We start from the raw sequence: 20,103 nt of genomic DNA on the forward strand, positions 1-20,103 counted from the left end.
TGGTCCTTCGCCACGCGTACAACCGTGGCCATCGGCCGCCCAGGACGGAGAACACTTTGACCACGCCTGCCCGCCCGCCGCGCAACCGTCGCAGCCCGCAGCAGTCCACCGGCCGCCCGCAGCAGCGCACCGGCACCAGCAGTGGCGGCCTCAGCCGCACCGGTGGCGGTAACCGCCGCCCGCAGCGTGCCGCCGCTCAGCAGCAGCCGCCCGCCGACTTCGCCGTCGTCGAGGGCACCCCGGCCCGCCCGCCGGCCGCCACCTTCGCCGAGCTGGAGATGCCCAAGGGCCTGCTCTCGGCGCTCGGCAAGCAGGGTGTCACCGAGCCCTTCCCGATCCAGTCCGCCACCCTGCCGGACGCGCTGGCCGGCCGTGACGTGCTCGGCCGCGGCCGTACCGGCTCCGGCAAGACCCTCGCCTTCGGCCTCTCGCTGCTGGCCCGTACCGCCGGGAAGCGGGCCGACGCCCGTGCTCCGCTGGCCCTGGTGCTGGTGCCGACCCGCGAGCTGGCCCAGCAGGTCACCGACGCGCTCACCCCGTACGCCACCGCGGTCAACCTGCGGATCGCCACCGTGGTCGGCGGTATGTCGATCACCCGGCAGGCGAACGCGGTCCGCCGTGGCGCCGAGGTCCTGGTCGCCACCCCCGGCCGCCTGGACGACCTGATCAACCGTCAGGACGTCCGGCTGGACGACGTGCAGATCACCGTGCTGGACGAGGCCGACCAGATGGCCGACATGGGCTTCCTGCCCCAGGTCACCAAGCTGCTGGAGCAGGTCGCCGAGGGCGGCCAGACCATGCTCTTCTCGGCCACCCTGGACCGGAACGTGGACCGCCTGGTGCGCCGCTTCCTGACCGACCCGGTGACCCACTCGGTCGACCCGTCGGCCGGCGCGGTCACCACCATGGACCACCACGTGCTCCAGCTGGAGGCCGCCGACAAGGTCTCGGCCACCGCGCACATCGCCTCCCGCGAGGGCCGGCTGATCATGTTCGTGCACACCAAGCACGGTGCCGACCGGCTGGCCAAGCAGCTGCTCGCCGCGGGCGTCAAGGCGGCCGCGCTGCACGGCGGCAAGTCGCAGCCGCAGCGCAACCGGGTGCTTGACCAGTTCCGGGACGGCCAGATCACCGCGCTGATCGCCACCAACGTGGCGGCCCGCGGTATCCACATCGACGGTCTCGACATGGTCGTCAACGTGGACCCGCCGGTGGACCACAAGGACTACCTGCACCGTGGCGGCCGGACCGCCCGGGCCGGCGAGTCCGGCACCGTGGTGACCCTGGTGCTGCCCGAGCAGCGCCGCGAGGTGAGCCGTCTGATGACCACCGCGGGCATCCGGCCGACCACCACCAAGATCCGTCCGGGCGACGCCGAGCTGGCCCGGATCACCGGTGCCCGGACGCCGAGCAACGTCCCGGTGACGCTGGCCCCGGTGGTCGCCCCCGGTGCGGAGCCGGCCGCCCCGGCCCAGCCGCGTCGGCGCGCCCCCAAGCGTTCCGGGTTGCCCGCGGACGTGGACATGAACGGCAACGCCCGTCGTCCGCGGCCCAAGCAGCGGATGGGCGCGGGTGCCGCCACCGGTGGCGGCTCCGGCCGGGCCGGTGCGGGCAACGGTCGGACGGCGGCCGGTTTCATCGGCAAGTCGGCCGGGACGAAGCCGGGTTCGGGCACCAAGAGCGGCTCCAACTACGGCACCGGCCGGCAGCGGCGTAAGTCGGACTGATCCGGCGCGGTTCTCCGCACAGGGGCGACGGGCGAACAGCCTGTCGCCCCTGTGGCGTTCTCGGCCCCCTTTTCGCCCCCTGTTCGGCCAGCGGGACGTCCTGCCAAGGGAATTGGGGCGTGTGCTAGCTTCTTCCCGGCCTCATCATGTCGATGGACGACGGGCCACGGGGGAAGGAAGCCTGCGTGTCGGGTGAATACCAGGTAAGGCCGGAGGCGATCCGGCGTTTCGCCGCCACCGCCGAACAGCGGGCGGACCGACTGCGGGAGATCCGCGGCCAGTTGGGGGCGCACCAGCTGTCCCAGGGGTCCTTCGGCAGGCTGCCGGAGTCGGACGAGCTGTACGCCGAGTACCAGGAGCGGGCCGAGGTCGGGGTGTCGAACCTCGGCACCGCCGCGGAGTCGATGGCCAGGCTGGCCGAGCACGTCGAGGGCGTGGCCCGGAACTACGAGGGCGTCGAAGAGGGCCTGAGCGGCAACCTGCAGGGCATGACGCAGGGGCTGGGCGGATGACCGGCCCGGCCTCGCAGGCGGCCAACGCCTATGAGAAGGTGAGCAATTGGCTCAGCCCGGCGAGCTCGGTGATCGACGAGATCCTGCGCCCGCTGGTGGAGCCGATGGCCGAGTGGCTGGAGTGCGTCACCGGTGACCCGGAGGGTCTGCTGGAGGCCGCCAAGGTCTGGAAGGACCAGGCGGGCGGGGTCCGTGAGGTGATCGCCGACCAACGGCGGGACCGGGCCGCGCTGCAGCACGACTGGCAGGGCGAGGCGTCCGACCGGCTCCAGGCCGAACTCGAGGAGTTCGAGAAGGCGTTGGAGGAGGAGGCGGATGCGATGGAGCAGACCGCCTTCGAGCTCGAGGAAGCCTCCGAGCAGTGCCGGGTGGCCCAGGAGCTGGTCGAGACGGTGATCCGCGAGCTGATCGAGATGCTGCTGATCAGCCTGGCGGCCTCGCTCGCGATGAGCGTGCTGACGGCGGGGATCTCGATGGCCGCCGAGGCCGCGGTGGCCGCCGGCGAGGCGGGCATCGCGAGCGCCCGGATCGCCAGCCTGGTCGCCAGGCTGGCCACCGCGCTGAAGCGGCTCGAGGTCCTGATGAAGGCGAAGAAGGCGAGCATCTTCAAGCCCTCGACCTTCAAGGACCCGGAGATGGCCCAGGCCTTCGTGGTGCAGAAGATCGCGAAGAAGACCATCAAGGCGGGCCTGCACGGCATCGGCCTCACCGGTGACCCGATCGGCCAGACCGCGCAGACCGCCGTGCAGGAGGGGTTGAAGTACGCCGCGGACGAGGTGGACAAGAAGATCCACCCCCAAGGGCTGCCCCCGACCGTAGAGTTGACCCCGGAGGAGCGCAGGCAGCGCTTCGACCAGGCGTTCGGCTGACCGGAGGGGCCCGTGTTCGAATCGGTGCGGATTGCGGTCGAGCCGTTGCTGGACCAGGGGGAGCGGCTGCTCGAAGGGGCGGCCGTCAGCCTGGTCCCTGGCGTGCCGCAGCCCCCGCACGAGCTGCGGGCCCCTCGTCGGCCGTCCGAGCCGGCCCGGAAGCTCGGCGGCCCGATCGGCTTCCTGGCCAGGGCCGCCGCCGTGGTCAACCCGCTCACGGCGGCGGCCGAAGGGGTCGAGGACCGGGTCACCGGCGCGCTGAACGGCAGCCTGCTGCACGGCGAGGGCCTGTCCGGCAGCTGGCAGAGCGCGGCCGGGCGGTTGGTGATCCGGCTGTACGACGACTCCGGCACCGCGAGCGGTCTGCTCGCGCTGACGGACCGTCGGCTGCTGATGGTGGTCGACCAGGCCCCGATCTGGCAGCTGTTCGCCAGCAAGCACGTGGTGCAGTGGTCGGCCGCCAGGACCGAGCTGGTGGAGTTCCGCCGCAACGCGAAGGGCACCCGCCAGCGCGGCCGGGTCGACCTGGTCTTCCGGGACGGCTCCTGGGTGGGGATCACCGCCGCCAACCCGGCCAACGCCGACCTGCTGGTGGCCGCGTTCAGCGGCTGACCGACAGCCGTCCGAGCCGCTCGGCGGTCTCCTGATCCCGCGGCAGGAAGACCACCAGTTGGAGGTCCTCCTCGGCCCGCAGCACCAACTGGTCGACCCGCAGCAGGCCGGCCGTCTCGTGCTCGATGTCCTTGTCGGTGCCGGCCCGCTGCTGCACCTGGTGCTCGTCCAACCAGCTTGCGGCGTCCGGGTGTTCGGCCCGCAGCCGGGCGATCAGCGCGGTCAGCCGGTCGGTCCGGCGCTCGCCGTAGGTGGTGCGCAGCTGGGCCAGGGTGCGCCGGGCGTGCCGCTCCCAGTCGACGGTGCGCCGACGGTTGGCCTGGTTGGCGAACACCTGCCAGGCGAGATTGCGGTCCTCGGCGGCGCAACCGGAGAAGTCGAACAGGGCGTCGGCCGAGGCGTTCCAGGCCAGGATGTCCCAGTCCGGGTCCAGCAGGAAGGCCGGGGCCGGACTCTGAGTCTCCATCAGACGCCGTAGCGGGTACGGGACTTCGGTGGGCGGCTCGACCGGCGGAGCGGCCGGGTCGGCGGCGCCCACCAGGTGGAACAGGTAGGCGGTCTCGGCCCGGTCCAGCCGCAGGGTGCGGGCCAGGCTGCCGAGCACCTCGGGGGAGGGGTTGATCCGGCGCCCCTGCTCCAGCCAGGTGTACCAGGTGACCCCGACCCCGGCCAGCAGCGCCAGCTCCTCCCGGCGCAGTCCGGGGGTACGGCGGCGTACGCCGGGGGCCAGCCCGACCTGTTCGGGCGTCAGCCGGGCCCGGCGGGTGCGCAGGAAGCTGGACAGCGCCTTGCGCTGCAGCTCGGTGGTGGTCATCTTCGTTCTCCCCCGGGCCGGACGGGCCCGACCTGCCGTGATCCTGGTGGTCCGACTACCAGTATCACCACGCACTGCCGGGTCCCGGCACCGGACGGGAGGCTGGAGCACGTCCACCGGAGAACGTTCCACCGAAGGACGTTCCACCCCGAGGAGAGCCCGACATGACGATCCGTCCGATCCGCGCCGCCGCTGTCACCACCGCTGCCGCCGCCCTGCTGGGAGCCGGCGCGCTGCCGGCCGCCGCCCACCCGTACCGGCCCGCGGCGGTGGTGGCCGGGCACGCGGACAGCCTGCACCCCGAGGACGGGGTCTGGGACGCCGAGCACCACCGCTTCCTGGTCGGCTCGCTGCGGCACGGGACCGTCTCGGCCGTCCGCCCGGACGGCTCGGTGCGCACCCTGGTGGACGACCCGGAGCACCTGGTCTCGGTGATCGGCATCCAGCTGGACCGGGCCAGGGGCCGGGTGCTGGTGGCCAACGCCGATCCGGGGGTGGGCCTGCGGCACGACCCGGCGAAGGTGGTCGCGGGCATCGGCGCGTACGACCTGGAGACCGGGCAGCGGCTGTTCTACACCGATCTGGCCGCGGTGGCGGCGGACGGCGGGCGGCACTTCGCCAACGACATCGCGCTGGGTCCGGGCGGCGAGGCGTACGTGACCGACTCGTTCTCCCCGCTGGTCTACCGGGTGCGGCCGGACGGCCGGGCCTCGGTGCTGGTGCGGGACGACCGACTGGCCACCCCGGCGGGCGCGTTCGGGCTGAACGGGATCGTCCGGATCGGCAGCACGCTGCTGATCGGCAAGTACGACGACGGCACGCTGTGGCGGCTGGCGCTGGACCGCCCGGCGGAGCTGCGCCCGGTCGCGGTGGCCGGTCCGCGCCCGATCGGTCTGGACGGTCTGCTGTCCACCGGCGGGAGCACGCTGCGCGGGGTCACCAACACGCTGGGCGGCTCCGGCGCGGACAGCCTGGTGGACCTGCGCTCGCCGGACGGCTGGCGCACCGCGGTGCTGACGGTGCGGGCGGCGGCCGACCCGGCGCCGACCGCGCTGGTGGCCGGGCCCGGTGGATCGGTGTACGAGCTTTCCGGCCGGATGGACCTGCTGTTCCAGGGGGTGCCGGACGACCGGTTCACGCTGCGTAGGGTGTGAACCATGGAACTCGACGCGGCGGCCCTCGGTGAGCAGGAGGCCCGGCTGGACGAACTGCTCGCGCTGCTCGGCCTGGTCTGGGACCAGCCGGCCGACCGTCGGGTCGAGGTGCTCGCGGCGCGTCAGCCGCTCTACCCGCAGTTCCACCGGATCGGCCACAAGCGGCAGTTGGTGATCCGCGCGCTGGAGGACGACCGGCGGTCGGTGGTCGAGCACTACCCGGTCGTGCTCCGCGCGGTGGTGGCCGACCGGGACACCAACTCGCCGCGCTGGCTGGTCGCCGTCCTGGCGGGCGCGGTGGGTCGGCGCCGAGCCGAGCGGGATCTGCTGGCGGCGGGTGCCTCGGCGGACGCGCTGCGCTGGGTGCGGCTGTTGTAGCCGGGACTCAGGCGGCGACGGCCGCTGTGGCGCGGGCCTGGTCGTAACGCCGGAGCAGCAGTTGGGCGATCTCCGGGGCGGCGCCGAGCACCGGCGCGATCAGCTCGACCCCGGCGTCGGTGGCGGCGGCCGTGATCCGGTCCGGCAGCAGGCCGGGCGCCAGCAGGTAGGGGGCGACCGCGAGTTGACGCAGCCCCCGGGCGCGCAGCGCGGCGAACGCGTCGGCCGGCTGGGGTGGTGCGGCGGAGGCGTGGGCCACCTCGACGGCGGCGAAGCCGCGGGTGCGCCGGTACTCGGCGGCCACCGCGCGGGTGGCCGCGTTGGCGGCCCGGTCGGAGGAGCCGGCGGCGGCCAGCACCAGGCCGGTGCGGTGGGCCTCGGCCGGGTCGAACCCGGCCTCGGCCAGCCGCCGGTCCAGCGCGGCCAGCAGCAGCGGGGACGGGCCGAGCACGTCGGCGAGCGGCAGGTCCGCACCGGCCTCGCGGAGCGCGGCCGGGATGTCGGTACGGGCGTGGAAGGCCCGGTTGAGCAGCAGCGGGACGGCCACGGCGTCCCGGTACCGGTCGGCCACCTGGGCCAGCCGGGGAGCGGAGTGCTCCAGGTAGGCGGCGCCGACCCGGAGTCCGGGCCGGGTCGAGCCGATCAGCCGGACCAGCTCGTCGACGGTCGCGGCGTGCCGGGGGTCGCGGCTGCCGTGGGCGATCAGCAGCAGGGCGGGGCCGCCCGCACCGGTGGTGCGGGAGGGGGCGGGCAGCCGGCCGAGGCGCATGGTCGCGGTCCTATCGGTTGCTGCCCAGCAGGCCGCGGTTGCGCAGCACGCGGCGCTCCAGCGGGCTGAAGAACAGCAGGTCGATGGCGACGCCGACGAGCAGGATCAGGATGATGCCGAGCAGCACGCCGGACATGTCGTTGAACTCGCGCTGGTTCTCCAGGAACCGGCCGAGGCCGACACCGAGGTCGGGGGAGGCGGCGATGAGTTCGGCGGCCATCAGCGAGCGCCAGGAGAAGGCCCAGCCCTGCTTGAGTCCGGCCAGGTAGCCGGGCAGCGCGCCGGGGAGCAGCACGTGCCGGGCCCGGGACAGGCCGGTGGCGCCCATGGTGCGGCCGGCCCGCAGCAGCAGCGGCGGGACCTGGTCGATGCCGGCCACCAGGCCGTTGGCGACCGAGGGGACGGCGCCGAGCAGGATGACCGCGTACATGGTCGAGGGGTTGACGCCGAGCCAGATCACCGCGGCGGGGACCCAGGCGACCGAGGGCAGCGACTGGAGGCCGGAGAGGATCGGGCCGATGGCGGCCCGGACCGGCTTGACCTGGGCGACCAGCAGGCCGATCGGGGTGCCGATGACCACGGCGGCGACGAAGCCGGACAGGCCGCGCCAGAGGCTGGTCCAGACGATGCTGAACAGCGTGCCCTGGGACCACAGGTCGGCCAGCGCGGCCCAGACCATGCCGGGGCTGGGCAGCTTGTACTCGTCGGTCAGCTCCAGGTTGAAGGCGAGCTGCCAGACGCCGAGCACCAGCGCGACCGCGACCAGCGGCGGCAGCGCCTTCTGCCGGAGCACGGTGAGCAGCGGGGTCCGCTGGGTGACCACGGCGTCCAGGGCGTCCAGGCCGGCGCCGACGTCGGCGGCGGTGTTTTTCTCCAGGACGGGAGCGTCAGTGCTGGCCATGGCGGCGGATCTCCCCACGCAGTTCGTCAGTGATCTCGATGGACAGGTCGGCCACGCCGGCGGACTCGATCCGGCGGGGCTGCGGCAGGTCGATCCGCCACTCCTTGGCGACCCGGCCGGGGCGCGAGGAGAGCAGGACGACCCGCTGGGCGAGGCGGACGGCCTCGCGGACGTTGTGGGTGACGAACAGGACGGTGAGCTTGCGCTCGGCCCAGATCCGGGTGAGCTCGTCGTGCAGCACGTCCCGGGTGATGGCGTCCAGGGCGGCGAACGGCTCGTCCATCAGCAGCACGTCGCTGCCCTGGGCGAGCGAGCGGGCCAGCGCGACGCGCTGGCGCATGCCGCCGGAGAGCTCGTGGACGCGCTTGGTGTGCGCGCCGGTGAGCCGGACCAGTTCCAGCAGGCGCTCCGCCTCGGCGCGCCGCTCGTTCTTCGGGGTGCCGCCGAGCCGCAGGGCCAGCTCGATGTTCTTGCCGGCCGTCAGCCAGGGGAAGAGCGCGTGCTCCTGGAACATCAACGCGGGCCGGTGGCCCGGGAGTTCGATGGTTCCGGCGGAGGGCTTGTCGAGGCCGGCCACCAGGTTGAGCAGGGTCGACTTGCCGCAGCCGGAGGCCCCCAGCAGGGTGACGAACTCGCCCGGCGCGACATCGAGGGTGATGTCGTCCAGCACGTGGGTGGCGGCGCCGGGACGGCCGAAGGACTTGTGGACGTGCGAGATCCGGACGGCGGGGGCGCCGTCGAGGACCCCGGCGCTCGGGGCGCTCTCCGCGGTGGTCAGTGCCGTGGTCATCCGGGCACCTCCTGGGTGACTGGTCTGGCGGAAGGTTCGGGAAGTTCGGAGCCGGGGTCCGGCCCCGCCCGGCCCGGTGACGGGCATCGACTGGGCTGGGCGGGGGCACGGACCACGGAGCTTGGGGGGACTGCTACTTGGTGCCGAGCCCGGCATCCGCCACGGCGGCCTGGCTCTTCGCCTTGAGCACCTTGTTGAGCAGGGTGAGGTCGTAGATCCCGTTCAGGCTCGGCTTCTTGAGCAGACCGGCGGTCACCGCGTTGTCCGCCTCCTTCTGGAGGGTGGCGGCCAGCGGGTCGTCGATGAAGTCGATGTCGGCCCAGGCCGGGTCGAGGACGGCGGGCTCCAGGGCGTTGCCCGCGGCCTCCTTGATCGCGGCGTTGGCGGCTTCCTTCGCCTTGGCCGGGTTGGCCTTGATGAAGGCGTTGGTGTTCACCGAGCCGCGCAGCACGGCCTCCACCACGTCCGGGTGCTCCTTGAGGAACTTCTGCGAGACGATGATGTTGGTGATCACGAACTTGTTGTCCGGCCAGAGCGACTTCTCGTTCAGCAGTTCCTTCGCTCCCAGCGTGACCAGCTTGGAGGCGGTCGGCTCCGGCACCCAGGCACCGTCGATGGAGCCCGACTTGTAGGCGTCCGGGGTGACCTTGTTGTCCGAGCGGACCACCGAGACGTCACCGGCGCCGGAGTTGGCGTCGACCTTCCAGCCCTTGCCGGCCAGGAAGCTGAGCAGCGCCACGTCCTGGGTGTTGCCGATCTGCGGGGTGGCGATCTTCTTGCCCTTGAGGTCGTCCACCGACTTGATCTTGTCGGGGTTGACGACCAGTCGGACGCCGCCGGAAGCCGAGCCGCCGATGATCTTCAGTGCCTCGCCGTTGGACTTGGTGAAGCCGTTGATCGCGGGGGAGGGGCCGATCCAGCCGATGTCGATCGAGCCGGCGTTCAGCGCCTCGATCTCGGCCGGTCCGGCGTTGAAGATCTGGGTCTTGATCTGGGTGGCGCCCAGCTCCTTCTGGATCAGGCCCTCCTTGAGGCCGACCAGCGGGGTGCCGTGGGTCAGGTTGGCGAAGTAGCCGATCTTCACCGTGTCGGCGGAGAGCTTGGCGCCCCCGGCCGAGGAGGCGGCGGCCGGGGCCTTGTCCTCGCTCTTGGCGGAGCCGTAGCCGCAGGCGGTCAGCAGGCCGAGGGCGGTGAGGGTGGCCACCGCGGCGACGGCGGTCCGTCTGGCACGACCGGGGAGGAACTGGTGCGAAGTCATGGAAGTCGTCCTCTTCATGCAGGAAAGAAAGAAAGTCGGATGACGGCACGGAACGGTGCCGGACAAGCCGGGGGCGGCTTCTGCTGTGGGAAGCGGCCGCCCCCGGTGACAGGGGGTCAGTGCCCCTGTCCGCCTGCACATCGCGTCAGTCCGCCCTGGCCACTGCCGAGGACGCCGCTGCCGATGCGGCCGCCTTCCTTGTCCATCCCCGAGAACGCTTCGCTGGGCATCAGACCCAGTCCTCCCCGTCAGCGTCGGTACGTACGGTGTCGAACGCCTCGCCCGCCATGCCGGCGGTGAGGGTGGTGCCGTCGGCCGGGTCGATCAGCAGGAACGAGCCGGTCCGGCGGTTGTCGGTGTAGCTGTCCAGGGCGAGCGGCTCGGCGGTGCGCAGCACCACGTGGCCGATCTCGTTGACCGCCAACCCCTCGGGGGCGGAGCGCTGTTCGAGAGTGTCGATGTCGATCCGGTACGAGATCTCCTTGACCAGCGCGCGCACGGTCCGGGTGGTGTGCTTGAGCAGCACCTTCGCCCCGACGTGCAGCGGACGGTCGCTCAGGTGGCAGACGGTGGCCTCGACGTCCTTGGTGGGGACGGGAGTTGCGCCGGCCGAGATCAGGTCGCCGCGCGAGATGTCGATGTCCTCGGCCAGTCGCACCGTCACCGACTGGGGGGCCCAGGCGATGTCGGTCTCGACGCCGAGCGCGTCGATGCCCGCGACGGTCGTGGTGTGACCGCTCGGCAGCACCGTGACGGCGTCGCCGACCCGCAGCACGCCGGAGGCCAACTGCCCCGCGTAGCCCCGGTAGTCGCGCCACTTTTCCATGTCGGGGCCGCCGGACTGCGGGCGGATCACGTACTGGACCGGGAAGCGGGCGGGCTGCTCGCTCGGGTCGCTGCCCACCGGCACCGTCTCCAGGTGCTCCAGCAGGGTCGGGCCGCCGTACCAGTCCATGTGCGCGGACGGCTCGACCACGTTGTCCCCGGCCAGCGCCGAGATCGGCACCGCCACCACGTCGGTGACGCCCAGTGAGGCGGCGTAGGCGGTGAACTCCTTGGCGATGGCGGCGAAGACGGGCTCGGCGTACTCGACCAGGTCCATCTTGTTGACCGCCAGCACCACGTGCGGCACCCGCAGCAGGGCGGCCACCGCGGCGTGCCGGCGGGTCTGCTCGACCACGCCGTTGCGGGCGTCCACCAGCACCACGGCCAGCTCGGCGGTGGAGGCGCCGGTCACCATGTTCCGGGTGTACTGCACGTGCCCGGGGGTGTCGGCCAGGATGAACCGCCGCCGGGCGGTGGCGAAGTAGCGGTAGGCCACGTCGATGGTGATGCCCTGCTCGCGCTCGGCCCGCAGGCCGTCGGTGAGCAGCGCCAGGTCGGGGGTCTCCTGACCGCGCTTGCGGGAGGCGTGCTCGACGGCCTCCAGCTGGTCGGTCAGCACCGACTTGGAGTCGTGCAGCAGCCGGCCGACCAGGGTCGACTTGCCGTCGTCCACGGATCCGGCGGTGGCGAAGCGGAGCAGCGAGGTGGCGCTGGTCTCGATGGTGACGCTCATGTCTAGAAGTACCCCTCGCGCTTGCGGTCTTCCATGGCGGCCTCGGACATCTTGTCGTCCGCCCGGGTGGCGCCACGTTCGGTGAGACGGCTGGCGGCGATCTCGGTGATCACGTCGGCGATGGTCGCCGCGTCCGAGTCGACCGCACCGGTGCAGGACATGTCGCCCACGGTGCGGTAGCGGATCAGCCGGTTCTCGACCGTCTCGGTCTCCTTCGGGCCGCCCCACTCGCCGGCGGTCAGCCACATCCCGTCCCGCTTGAACACGTCGCGGTGGTGGGCGTAGTAGATCTCCGGGAGCTCGATGCCCTCCCGCTCGATGTACTGCCAGACGTCCAGCTCGGTCCAGTTGGAGAGCGGGAAGACCCGGACGTGCTCGCCGACCGCGTGCTTGCCGTTGTACAGCGACCACAGCTCGGGGCGCTGCCGGCGCGGGTCCCAGGCACCGAACTCGTCGCGGAGCGAGAACACCCGCTCCTTGGCCCGGGCCTTCTCCTCGTCCCGGCGGCCGCCGCCGAAGACCGCGTCGAATTTGTTCGACTCGATCGCGTCCAGCAGCGGGACGGTCTGCAGCGGGTTGCGGGTGCCGTCCGGGCGCTCGCGCAGCCGGCCGTCGTCGATGAAGTCCTGGACGTGCGCGACGTGCAGGCGCAGGTTGTGCTGGGCGACCGTGCGGTCCCGGTACTCGATGACCTCGGGGAAGTTGTGGCCGGTGTCCACGTGCAGCAGGGTGAACGGCACCGGCGCGGGCCAGAACGCCTTGAGCGCCAGGTGCAGCATGACGATCGAGTCCTTGCCGCCGGAGAACAGGATCACCGGCCGCTCGAACTCACCCGCCACCTCGCGGAAGATGTGCACCGACTCCGCTTCGAGGGCGTCCAGGTGCGACAGCGTGAAGGGGTTGTCGGTCACCGGCAGACTGTCCGTGGCGGTGGTCATGCGAGGCCCCTCTCGGTCAGGAAGGCGTACAGCTCGGCGGCCGACTCGGCCACCTCGCGGCCCTGGGTCTGCAGGCGCAACTCCGGCTGCTCCGGCGCTTCGTACGGGTCGTCGACCCCGGTGAGACCGGAGATCTCACCGGCGGCCTGCTTGGCGTACAGGCCCTTGACGTCGCGCTCCGAGCAGAGTTCCACCGGGGTGGCGACGTGGATCTCGAGGAACTCGGTGCCGAGCGCCGCGTGCCGCTCGCGGACCGCGGCCCGGGAGTCGGCGTAGGGCGCGATCACCGGGGCGAGCACCTTCACGCCGTTGGCGGCCAGCTTCTCGGCGACGAAGCCGATCCGGGCCACGTTGGTGTGCCGGTCCTCCTTGCTGAACCCCAGCCCCTTGGACAGGAATTCACGGATCTCGTCACCGTCCAGCACCTCCACCTTGTGGCCCTCGGCGCGCAGCCGGTCGGCCAGCGCGAAGGCCAGCGTGGTCTTGCCCGCGCTGGGGAGCCCGGTCAGCCACACGGTGGCGCCAAGCTCGCAGGCGGCGGCCTTCGGGGCCGCCTCTGCGGCTCCGTCGGCGGCCAGTGTGTCTGTGCTCACGGGGTTCTCTCCTGAAGGTTCTTGACGATGGATCAGAGGTCTAGAGGTGGATGCCGCACTCGGTCTTGCCCGAGCCGGCCCAGCGGCCGGCCCGGCCCTGCTCGCCCTCGCCCGGCTTGGCGGTGCAGGACAGTGGCGAGCAGCCGATCGAGGTGTAGCCCTCCCACAGCAGCGGGTTGAGCAGCACTCCGTTGGCGGCCACGTACGCGTCCACGTCCGCCTGCGTCCAGCGGGCGATCGGGGCCAGCTTGACCTTGCGGCGCTTGGCGTCCCAGGCCACCACGGGGGTGTTGGCCCGGGACGGCGACTCGTCCCGGCGCAGCCCGGTGGCCCAGGCGTCGTAGGCGCCGAGCCCCCGGTTGAGCGGCTCGACCTTGCGCAGCGAGCAGCACAGGTCGGGGTCGCGGTCGTGCAGGTTCGGGCCGTGCTCGGCGTCCTGCTCGGCCACGGTCTTCAGCGGCTTGAGGGTGATGACGTTCACCGGCATCACCGCGGCCACCGCGTCCCGGGTGCCGATGGTCTCGGCGAAGTGGTAGCCGGTGTCCAGGAACACCACGTCCACGCCCGGGAAGACCGAGGAGGCCAGGTGGGCCACCACCGCGTCCTCCATCGAGGAGGTGACGCAGAACCGCTTGCCGAAGTGCTCGGCGGCCCAGCGCAGGATCTCCTGCGCGGGGGCCTCCTCCAGCTCGACGGCGGCGGCGTTCGCCAGCGCCTCGTAGTCAGTCGCGAGACTCATGTGCCGTACCCCCGTTGGTGGTTGACAGCAGGCCGAGGAACTTCAGCTGGAACGCCCGGCGGCAGCCGTGGCACTCCCAGGACCCGTGGCCGGCCTCGGACGGACGCAGGTCCTCGTCCCCGCAGTACGGGCAGTGGAAGGGTGCGGCGCGTTCGCTCACGACAGCTGCTCCTCACTGGCCCGGGCGGTCCACTGGGCGAACCGCTCGCCTTCGTTCTTCTCCGCCTGGTAGCGGGTGAGCACGCGCTCGACGTACTCGGGCAGGCCGTCCTTGGTGACCTTGAGGCCGCGGACCTTGCGGCCGAAACCGGCCTCCAGGCCCAACGCGCCACCCAGGTGCACCTGGTAGCCCTCGACCTGCTCGCCGTTCTCGTCCGTCACCAGCTGGCCCTTGAGGCCGATGTCCGCGACCTGGATCCGGGCGCAGGCGTTCGGGCAGCCGTTGATGTTGATGGTGAGCGGCTCGGCGAAGTCCGGCAGGCGGGTCTCCAGCTCGTCGATGAGCGTGCGGCCGCGCTCCTTGGTCTCGACGATGGCGAGCTTGCAGTACTCGATGCCGGTGCAGGCCATCGTGCCGCGGCGGAACGGCGAGGGGTTGACCCGCAGGTCGAGCGCCTCCAGGCCGGCCACCAGTGAGTCGACCCGGTCCTCGGGGACGTCCAGCACGATCATCTTCTGCTCGGCGGTGGTGCGCAGCCGGTCCGAGCCGTGCTCGGCGGCCAGGTCGGCGACCTGGCCGAGCAGCTTGCCGTTGACCCGGCCGACCCGCGGCGCGAAGCCGACGTAGAAGCGGCCGTCCTTCTGGCGGTGCACGCCGACGTGGTCGCGCCAGGTGCCGCTGGGCTCCTTCGGCGCGGGGCCGTCGATCAGCTGGTACTTGAGGTAGTCGTCCTCGAGCACCTGGCGGAACTTCGCCACGCCCCAGTCGGCGACCAGGAACTTCAGCCGGGCCCGGTTGCGCAGGCGGCGGTAGCCGAAGTCGCGGAAGATCCCGATCACGCCGCCGTACACGTCGGCGACCTCGTCCAGCGGGACCCAGGCGCCGAGCCGGACGCCCAGCTTGGGGTTGGTGGAGAGCCCGCCGCCGACCCAGAGGTCGAAGCCCGGGCCGTGCTCGGGGTGCTCGACGCCGACGAAGGCGATGTCGTTGATCTCGTGCGCCACGTCCAGCAGCGGCGAACCGGAGATCGCCGACTTGAACTTGCGCGGCAGGTTGGAGAACTCCTTGTTGCCGATGAACCGGCGCATGATCTCGTCGATGGCGGGCGTGCCGTCGATGATCTCGTCCTCGGCGATCCCGGCGACCGGGGAGCCCAGGATGACGCGCGGGGTGTCACCGCAGGCCTCGGTGGTGGAGAGGCCGACCGCTTCCAGCTTCTGCCAGATCGCGGGCATGTCCTCGATCCGGATCCAGTGGTACTGGACGTTCTGGCGGTCGGTCAGGTCGGCGGTGCCCCGGCCGTACTGCTCGGAGACCTCGGCGATCGCCTTCAGCTGGGCCACCGTCAGGCGGCCGCCGTCGATCCGGACCCGGAGCATGAAGAACTCGGCGTCCAGCTCGTGCGGCTCCAGGATCGCGGTCTTGCCGCCGTCGATCCCCTCCTTGCGCTGGGTGTACAGACCCCACCAGCGCATCCGGCCGCGCAGGTCGGCCGGGTCGATCGAGGCGAAACCGTTCTGGGCGTAGATCGTCTCAATGCGTGTCCGCACGTTGAGACCGTCGTCGTCCTTCTTGAACTGCTCGTTGGGGTTGAGCGGGGTGCGGTGCCCCATGCCCCACTGGCCCTCGCCACGGTGGCGGGTCACCTTGCGGGCGGCGGCGGGCCGGCGCGCCGGGGCGGCGTCGACCGGGGGCTCGACCGGTTCGGGAGTGGGGGCCATGGTGAAGTCCTTACGGCAGTGGCTCTGGTGGCGGCTGTGAGCATCCAGGCGTGGCCCTGCCGTGACCTGCGGTGTTCCGCGAGGACTAGGGAAGCAGTGACCTTGCCGGGGCTCGCACATCCGCTGCGGCGGGGACGGCGAGGTGGTACGCGCCGGGGTGCGGTGGTGGCGGCGGGGTGGGGCTCAGGTCACCGGACAGATGGCGCTGGACACGCGAAGGAGATCGACGTGAAGTCGACCTACTAGGGTGGTTCCGGCGCTCGGCATGGCAAGAGATTCGCACGGCGCACAGTCCCCGGTCCACTATCGTCCGCATAGTGGACGGAATGGTTTCACAGGGTGAGACCCTGGTGCTGCGTGGCACGCCGGAGGCCCTGTTGAGGGAGCATCAGGCGCCTCGTCGGCGCACCGCTTCCCGACCGATACCGTAGGGGCGTGCAGCCAGCAGGGGAAACCACCAGAACGACAGCCGAGCGGCCCTCGCGACGACGGGGCAAGGGCGGGCGGCGAGCCCGTCGGTCGACGTGGCGTCAGACGCTCTGGAGCCTGCTCAAGGACACCACCAACACCTGCGTCGAGTACCGGGTCACCGGGCTCGCGGCCGAGGCGGCGTTCTTCACCCTGCTCTCCATCCCTCCGCTGCTGCTCTGCCTGGCGGGCACCCTCGGCTACCTCGACGACATCCTCGGGGCCGGCACCATCGAGCGGCTGGAGGAGGACATCATCACCGCCGCCGGGACGGCGCTCTCGCCCAGCTCGGTGAACCAGACCGTCCGGCCGCTGCTGGACAGCGTCTTCGCCGACGGCGGCCGGCCCGACCTGATCTCGATCGGCTTCCTGCTCTCGCTCTGGTCCGGATCCCGGGCGCTGTACATCTTCATCGACACCATCACCGTGATGTACGGCCTGGACGGCAAGCGCGGCCTGGTCAAGACCCGGCTGATGTCGCTCGGCCTCTACCTCGGCGCGCTGGTGATCGGTTCGCTGGTGCTGCCGCTGCTGCTGACCGGCCCAGGGCTGGTGCTCAACGCGCTGCCGGACTGGGCCGGGCTGATCGACGCGCTGTACTGGCCGGTCGCGATCACCCTGCTGATCGTCTTCCTCACCACGCTCTACCACGTGGCCGTCCCGGTCTCGACGCCCTGGCGGGAGGACATCCCCGGCGCACTGGTCGCCCTGGTGGTGTTGGTGGTCTGCTCGGTCCTGCTGCGGCTCTACCTGGTCAGCTCGGTCGAGGGCCACTCCGTCTACGGTTCGCTGGCGGCGCCCGTCGCGGTGCTGCTGTGGATCGGCGTGGTGGCGCTCGCGGTGCTGATCGGCGCCGCGATGAACGCCGCCATCGACCGCCGCTGGCCGACCGTGCTGACCGCCGACGCCCGGGCCGAGAACGAGCGGGCCAGCGAAGAGGCGGCCGCCGCAGTGGTCCGCGAGGTCACCGCCCGGCACGCCATCGAGCGGGCCAGGCGGGCCCGCGAGCTCGGCCTGGCCGAGGGCGTGGAGGAGGACCTGGACGAGGACGACGACGACCACCCGCCGTCCGAGTACCCCGAGCGCTGGGCCGACTTCCTGCCGCCCGGCAACCTGCGCGGCCGCCTCGCGGCCGGCGGCCCCCATCACCGCCGCCGCCCGCCGCCGCCCCCGGACACCGACCGGCCGGCCCCGCGCGGGCCGTGGGACGGGATCTGACGCGTTCATCCCAGCATCCGAGACGGCGGTCTTACCGTCTGCGGTCGCCGGAGAACCGCAGGTCAAAAATGGGATGCGGGCCATCGCGCCGATCCGCTAGCGTGATCATCTGTTGGCGCCCGTGGAAGAAGCGGGCCGAGTACGGAAACAGGAGGTGAGCCTCGTGGCTGTCACCCAGGTCACGGCTGCCCAGGGCAGCTCGCGCACACACCTCCCCGTCCCGGCCGTCGGCTGACGCCGTAACAGAACTCCACGCAGCAGCCGCCGCCCACCGGGACAGCATTCCTCCCGAAGGGCCCCACCGCGTTGCTTCACGCATCCAGCACCACCGGTAACACCTCCGTCTTCGCCGACTACGGCTGGACTCCCGAGCTCGACGAGCTCTTCGCCCCCCTCGCCGAGGGCGGGCTCACCCCTGCGCGGATCACCCGGGTCGACCGGGGGATGTGCGACGTGCTGTTCGCCGACCCCGAGTCGGGCGAGCTGCGCACCGTCCGCGCCGACATCCGGCCGGTCCGCGACCCGGACCCGGCCAACTGGGCCTGCACCGGCGACTGGGCGGGCATCGACCTGACGGCCCGTCCGATGCCGACCGTCTCGGCCCTGCTGCCGCGCTCCACCGCGGTGATCCGCAAGACCGCGGGCAGCCGGTCCGAAGGACAGGTGCTGGCGGCCAACGTCGACACCGTCCTGATCGCCTCCTCGCTCGCCGCCGAGCCCGACCTCGGCCGGATCGAACGCTTCCTGGCCCTGGCCTGGGAGTCCGGCGCCATGCCGCTGGTCGCGCTGACCAAGGCCGACCTGGTGGACGACGCCGAGTTCGTCAAGGCCGACGTCGAGCAGATCGCCCCCGGCGTGTCCGTGGTGGTGGTCAGCGCCGAGACCGGCGAGGGCATCGACGTGCTGCGCGCCTGCATGGGCAGCTCCACGGCGCTGCTCGGCCAGTCCGGCGCGGGCAAGTCGACCCTCACCAACGCGCTGATCGGCACCGAGGTGATGGCCGTCCAGCAGACCCGCTCGGTGGACGAGAAGGGCCGGCACACCACCACGACCCGCGAGCTGATCCCGCTGCCCGGCGGGGGCGTGGTGATCGACACCCCCGGGCTGCGTGGCGTCGGCCTGTTCGGCGGCGAGGGTCTCGCGCAGGCCTTCGCGGAGATCGAGGAGCTGGCGCAGGACTGCCGGTTCCACGACTGCGGCCACCAGAGCGAGCCGGGCTGCGCCGTCCGGGCCGCCGTCGCCGACGGCGTGATCGCCGAGCGGCGCTGGGAGAGCTACGAGAAGCTCCAGCGCGAGAACGAGTGGATCGCCTCGCGCACCGACGCCCGGCTGGCGGCCGAGCGGCTGAAGAAGTGGAAGACCATCACCAAGACGCACCGCGCCATGGGCGGGTCGCCGAAGAAGTGAGCACGGCGGTGGGCCGCCGCACCGGAGCCGGGTTCCGGAGCGGCGGCCCACGTTCGCGTGCGCCCTGGGCCCGCGCTCAGCGCGGCAGCCGGCCGGTGCGGATCACCTCGGCGTACCAGCGGGCGCTGTCCTTCGGCGTCCGGCGCTGGCTGGCGAAGTCGACGTGCACCATGCCGAAACGCTTGCTGTAGCCGTAGGCCCACTCGAAGTTGTCCAGCAGCGACCAGAGGAAGTAGCCGCGCACCGGCACCCCGTCCGCCGCCGCCCGGCGGACCGCGTCCAGGTGCCCGTGCAGGTAAGCCACCCGCTCCGGGTCGTGCACCGCGCCGGACGGGTCGCTGTAGTCGTCGTACGCGGCGCCGTTCTCGGTGACCAGCAGCGGCAGGCCGGGCAGGTCGTCGCGCAGCCGGGTGAGCAGCTCGTACAGGCCGTCCGCGTCCACCGGCCAGCCCATCGCCGTCCGGCTGCCCTCGGCGGGCAGGAAGCGGACGCCGGTGTCGGCGGGCCAGGGGGAGAGCTCGCCGGCGTGGCCGTCCTGGCGGGGTGCGGGATGCTCCGGGTCGTCGGCGGCCACGACAGTCGGCGTGTAGTAGTTGATGCCGAGCGAGTCGATCGGCCGGGAGATCTCGGCCAGGTCGCCGTCGTGCACGAAGGCCCAGTCGGTCACCTCCGCCGTGTCGGCCAGTACGTCGGCGGGGTAGCTGCCGCGGAACACCGGGTCGAGGAAGATCCGGTTGGCCAGCCCGTCGATCCGGCGGGCCGCGTCCAGGTCGGCCGGCTCCGTGCTGAGCGGACGGACGGCGGCCAGGTTGAGGGTGAGCGAGACCTGCGCGGTGGCGGGCAGCTCGGCTCGCAGGGCGCCGACGCCCAACCCGTGGGCGAGCAACAGGTGGTGATGGGCCGTCAGGGCCTCGGCCGGGCTGGTCCGGCCGGGGGCGTGGACGCCGGAGCCGTAGCCCAGGAAGGCGCTGCACCAGGGTTCGTTCAGGGTGGTCCAGGTGGGGATCCGGTCGCCCAGCCGACGGGCGGCGATCGTCGCGTACTCGGCGAACCGGTACGCCGTGTCGCGGTTGAGCCAGCCGCCCGCGTCCTCGAGGGTCTGCGGCAGGTCCCAGTGGTAGAGGGTGGCGACCGGGGTGATGCCCTTGGCCAGCAGCTCGTCCACCAGCCGGTCGTAGAAGTCCAGCCCGGCCTCGTTGGCCGGTCCGCTCCCGGCGGGCTGGATGCGCGGCCAGGCCAGCGAGAACCGGTAGGCGCCCAGGCCGAGTTCGGCCATCAGCGCGACGTCCTCGCGGTAGCGGTGGTAGTGGTCCGCGGCGATGTCGCCGGTGTCGCCGTTGCGGACCTTGCCGGGGGTCCGGCTGAAGGTGTCCCAGATGGACGGGGTGCGGCCGCCCTCGGCGGCGGCACCCTCGATCTGGTACGCGGCGGTGGCCGCACCCCAGACGAAGCCGACGGGGAAGTCGGTGGGGACGTCGGTGCGGACGGGGGCCGGTAGGGCTTCTACGGACATGTCG

General features: G+C 72.2%; 21 protein-coding genes. 8 read left to right on the forward strand and 13 right to left on the reverse strand.

From position 1 onward, the window contains the following. The first annotated feature begins 56 nt into the window (after positions 1–56). From F4556_RS28540 to F4556_RS28555, 4 genes are all read left to right on the forward strand, one after another. Positions 57–1,727 carry a DEAD/DEAH box helicase gene (locus F4556_RS28540; protein ID WP_184921078.1) on the forward strand — a complete coding sequence of 557 codons (1,671 nt, stop codon included), beginning with the start codon at positions 57–59 and terminating at the stop codon, positions 1,725–1,727. Positions 1,728–1,912: 185 nt separating this feature from the next. Continuing rightward, positions 1,913–2,239, forward strand: coding sequence for a hypothetical protein (locus tag F4556_RS28545; RefSeq protein WP_184921080.1), 327 nt, complete (start codon positions 1,913–1,915; stop codon positions 2,237–2,239). Continuing rightward, positions 2,236–3,108 (forward strand): WXG100 family type VII secretion target, encoded by an 873-nt coding sequence (locus F4556_RS28550; RefSeq protein WP_184921088.1) that lies wholly within the window; start codon positions 2,236–2,238, stop codon positions 3,106–3,108. Before F4556_RS28545 ends, F4556_RS28550 begins: the two co-directional genes overlap by 4 nt. Before the next feature lie 12 nt (positions 3,109–3,120). Continuing rightward, on the forward strand, positions 3,121–3,720 hold the full coding sequence (locus tag F4556_RS28555; protein WP_184921090.1) for a hypothetical protein: 600 nt from the start codon (positions 3,121–3,123) through the stop codon (positions 3,718–3,720). On the opposite strand, the gene F4556_RS28560 is transcribed toward F4556_RS28555, so the two are convergent. Beyond that, positions 3,710–4,534, reverse strand: coding sequence for a helix-turn-helix transcriptional regulator (locus F4556_RS28560; RefSeq protein ID WP_184921091.1), 825 nt, complete (start codon positions 4,532–4,534; stop codon positions 3,710–3,712). The genes F4556_RS28555 and F4556_RS28560 overlap by 11 nt on opposite strands. Before the next feature lie 164 nt (positions 4,535–4,698). On the opposite strand from F4556_RS28560, the gene F4556_RS28565 reads away from it, so the two are divergent. Next, positions 4,699–5,688 (forward strand): hypothetical protein, encoded by a 990-nt coding sequence (locus F4556_RS28565; protein WP_184921093.1) that lies wholly within the window; start codon positions 4,699–4,701, stop codon positions 5,686–5,688. 3 nt (positions 5,689–5,691) lie between these two features. Then, entirely contained in the window at positions 5,692–6,066 is a 375-nt protein-coding gene (locus F4556_RS28570; protein WP_184921095.1) for a hypothetical protein, read from the forward strand. 7 nt (positions 6,067–6,073) lie between these two features. Here the strand turns inward: F4556_RS28570 and F4556_RS28575 are convergent, their stop codons facing one another. From F4556_RS28575 to F4556_RS39545, 11 genes are all read right to left on the reverse strand, one after another. After that, on the reverse strand, positions 6,074–6,835 hold the full coding sequence (locus tag F4556_RS28575) for a sirohydrochlorin chelatase (RefSeq protein ID WP_184921097.1): 762 nt from the start codon (positions 6,833–6,835) through the stop codon (positions 6,074–6,076). A 10-nt stretch (positions 6,836–6,845) separates the two neighbouring features. Then, positions 6,846–7,736: an ABC transporter permease gene (locus tag F4556_RS28580; protein ID WP_184921099.1), complete on the reverse strand. Its 891-nt coding sequence runs from the start codon at positions 7,734–7,736 to the stop codon at positions 6,846–6,848. Continuing rightward, positions 7,723–8,526 carry an ABC transporter ATP-binding protein gene (locus F4556_RS28585; RefSeq protein WP_184921101.1) on the reverse strand — a complete coding sequence of 268 codons (804 nt, stop codon included), beginning with the start codon at positions 8,524–8,526 and terminating at the stop codon, positions 7,723–7,725. The genes F4556_RS28580 and F4556_RS28585 overlap by 14 nt, the downstream gene beginning before the upstream one ends. A gap of 133 nt (positions 8,527–8,659) precedes the next feature. Then, positions 8,660–9,784 (reverse strand): aliphatic sulfonate ABC transporter substrate-binding protein, encoded by a 1,125-nt coding sequence (locus F4556_RS28590; protein ID WP_184921103.1) that lies wholly within the window; start codon positions 9,782–9,784, stop codon positions 8,660–8,662. Positions 9,785–10,013: 229 nt separating this feature from the next. Beyond that, on the reverse strand, positions 10,014–11,342 hold the full coding sequence (locus F4556_RS28595; protein WP_184921110.1) for a sulfate adenylyltransferase subunit 1: 1,329 nt from the start codon (positions 11,340–11,342) through the stop codon (positions 10,014–10,016). Between the two features lie 2 nt (positions 11,343–11,344). Beyond that, positions 11,345–12,280, reverse strand: coding sequence for a sulfate adenylyltransferase subunit CysD (cysD, locus tag F4556_RS28600; RefSeq protein ID WP_184921112.1), 936 nt, complete (start codon positions 12,278–12,280; stop codon positions 11,345–11,347). Then, entirely contained in the window at positions 12,277–12,858 is a 582-nt protein-coding gene (gene cysC / locus F4556_RS28605) for an adenylyl-sulfate kinase (protein WP_184925312.1), read from the reverse strand. Before cysC ends, cysD begins: the two co-directional genes overlap by 4 nt. A gap of 55 nt (positions 12,859–12,913) precedes the next feature. Continuing rightward, entirely contained in the window at positions 12,914–13,612 is a 699-nt protein-coding gene (locus F4556_RS28610; RefSeq protein WP_184921114.1) for a phosphoadenylyl-sulfate reductase, read from the reverse strand. Further along, a complete protein-coding gene (locus F4556_RS28615) occupies positions 13,596–13,772 on the reverse strand; it encodes an IS1 family transposase (RefSeq protein ID WP_184921116.1) in 177 nt (58 codons plus the stop codon). The genes F4556_RS28610 and F4556_RS28615 overlap by 17 nt, the downstream gene beginning before the upstream one ends. After that, positions 13,769–15,493 carry a nitrite/sulfite reductase gene (locus F4556_RS28620; protein ID WP_184921118.1) on the reverse strand — a complete coding sequence of 575 codons (1,725 nt, stop codon included), beginning with the start codon at positions 15,491–15,493 and terminating at the stop codon, positions 13,769–13,771. The genes F4556_RS28615 and F4556_RS28620 overlap by 4 nt, the downstream gene beginning before the upstream one ends. A 183-nt stretch (positions 15,494–15,676) precedes the next feature. Next, positions 15,677–15,760 carry a putative leader peptide gene (locus tag F4556_RS39545; protein WP_310593185.1) on the reverse strand — a complete coding sequence of 28 codons (84 nt, stop codon included), beginning with the start codon at positions 15,758–15,760 and terminating at the stop codon, positions 15,677–15,679. A 168-nt stretch (positions 15,761–15,928) separates the two neighbouring features. On the opposite strand from F4556_RS39545, the gene F4556_RS28625 reads away from it, so the two are divergent. Further along, entirely contained in the window at positions 15,929–17,179 is a 1,251-nt protein-coding gene (locus F4556_RS28625) for a YihY/virulence factor BrkB family protein (protein ID WP_184921119.1), read from the forward strand. Positions 17,180–17,485: 306 nt separating this feature from the next. Beyond that, positions 17,486–18,586 (forward strand): ribosome small subunit-dependent GTPase A, encoded by a 1,101-nt coding sequence (rsgA, locus tag F4556_RS28630; RefSeq protein WP_246511106.1) that lies wholly within the window; start codon positions 17,486–17,488, stop codon positions 18,584–18,586. A gap of 76 nt (positions 18,587–18,662) precedes the next feature. Here the strand turns inward: rsgA and F4556_RS28635 are convergent, their stop codons facing one another. Further along, positions 18,663–20,099 (reverse strand): GH1 family beta-glucosidase, encoded by a 1,437-nt coding sequence (locus F4556_RS28635; protein WP_246511107.1) that lies wholly within the window; start codon positions 20,097–20,099, stop codon positions 18,663–18,665. Positions 20,100–20,103: the final 4 nt, after the last annotated feature.

The sequence above is a fragment of the Kitasatospora gansuensis genome (assembly GCF_014203705.1).
Lineage (GTDB): Bacteria > Actinomycetota > Actinomycetes > Streptomycetales > Streptomycetaceae > Kitasatospora > Kitasatospora gansuensis.

Excerpts from the sequence above, each read along its gene's own strand:
- F4556_RS28550 (WP_184921088.1), top strand. The coding sequence starts at position 2,236 with ATGACCGGCCCGGCCTCGCAGGCGGCCAACGCCTATGAGAAGGTGAGC.
- F4556_RS28560 (WP_184921091.1), bottom strand. The coding sequence starts at position 4,534 with ATGACCACCACCGAGCTGCAGCGCAAGGCGCTGTCCAGCTTCCTGCGC.
- F4556_RS28565 (WP_184921093.1), top strand. The coding sequence starts at position 4,699 with ATGACGATCCGTCCGATCCGCGCCGCCGCTGTCACCACCGCTGCCGCC.
- F4556_RS28570 (WP_184921095.1), top strand. The coding sequence starts at position 5,692 with ATGGAACTCGACGCGGCGGCCCTCGGTGAGCAGGAGGCCCGGCTGGAC.
- F4556_RS28575 (WP_184921097.1), bottom strand. The coding sequence starts at position 6,835 with ATGCGCCTCGGCCGGCTGCCCGCCCCCTCCCGCACCACCGGTGCGGGC.
- F4556_RS28580 (WP_184921099.1), bottom strand. The coding sequence starts at position 7,736 with ATGGCCAGCACTGACGCTCCCGTCCTGGAGAAAAACACCGCCGCCGAC.
- F4556_RS28585 (WP_184921101.1), bottom strand. The coding sequence starts at position 8,526 with ATGACCACGGCACTGACCACCGCGGAGAGCGCCCCGAGCGCCGGGGTC.
- F4556_RS28590 (WP_184921103.1), bottom strand. The coding sequence starts at position 9,784 with ATGACTTCGCACCAGTTCCTCCCCGGTCGTGCCAGACGGACCGCCGTC.
- F4556_RS28595 (WP_184921110.1), bottom strand. The coding sequence starts at position 11,342 with ATGAGCGTCACCATCGAGACCAGCGCCACCTCGCTGCTCCGCTTCGCC.
- cysD (WP_184921112.1), bottom strand. The coding sequence starts at position 12,280 with ATGACCACCGCCACGGACAGTCTGCCGGTGACCGACAACCCCTTCACG.
- F4556_RS28610 (WP_184921114.1), bottom strand. The coding sequence starts at position 13,612 with ATGAGTCTCGCGACTGACTACGAGGCGCTGGCGAACGCCGCCGCCGTC.
- F4556_RS28620 (WP_184921118.1), bottom strand. The coding sequence starts at position 15,493 with ATGGCCCCCACTCCCGAACCGGTCGAGCCCCCGGTCGACGCCGCCCCG.
- F4556_RS39545 (WP_310593185.1), bottom strand. The coding sequence starts at position 15,760 with ATGCCGAGCGCCGGAACCACCCTAGTAGGTCGACTTCACGTCGATCTC.
- F4556_RS28635 (WP_246511107.1), bottom strand. The coding sequence starts at position 20,099 with ATGTCCGTAGAAGCCCTACCGGCCCCCGTCCGCACCGACGTCCCCACC.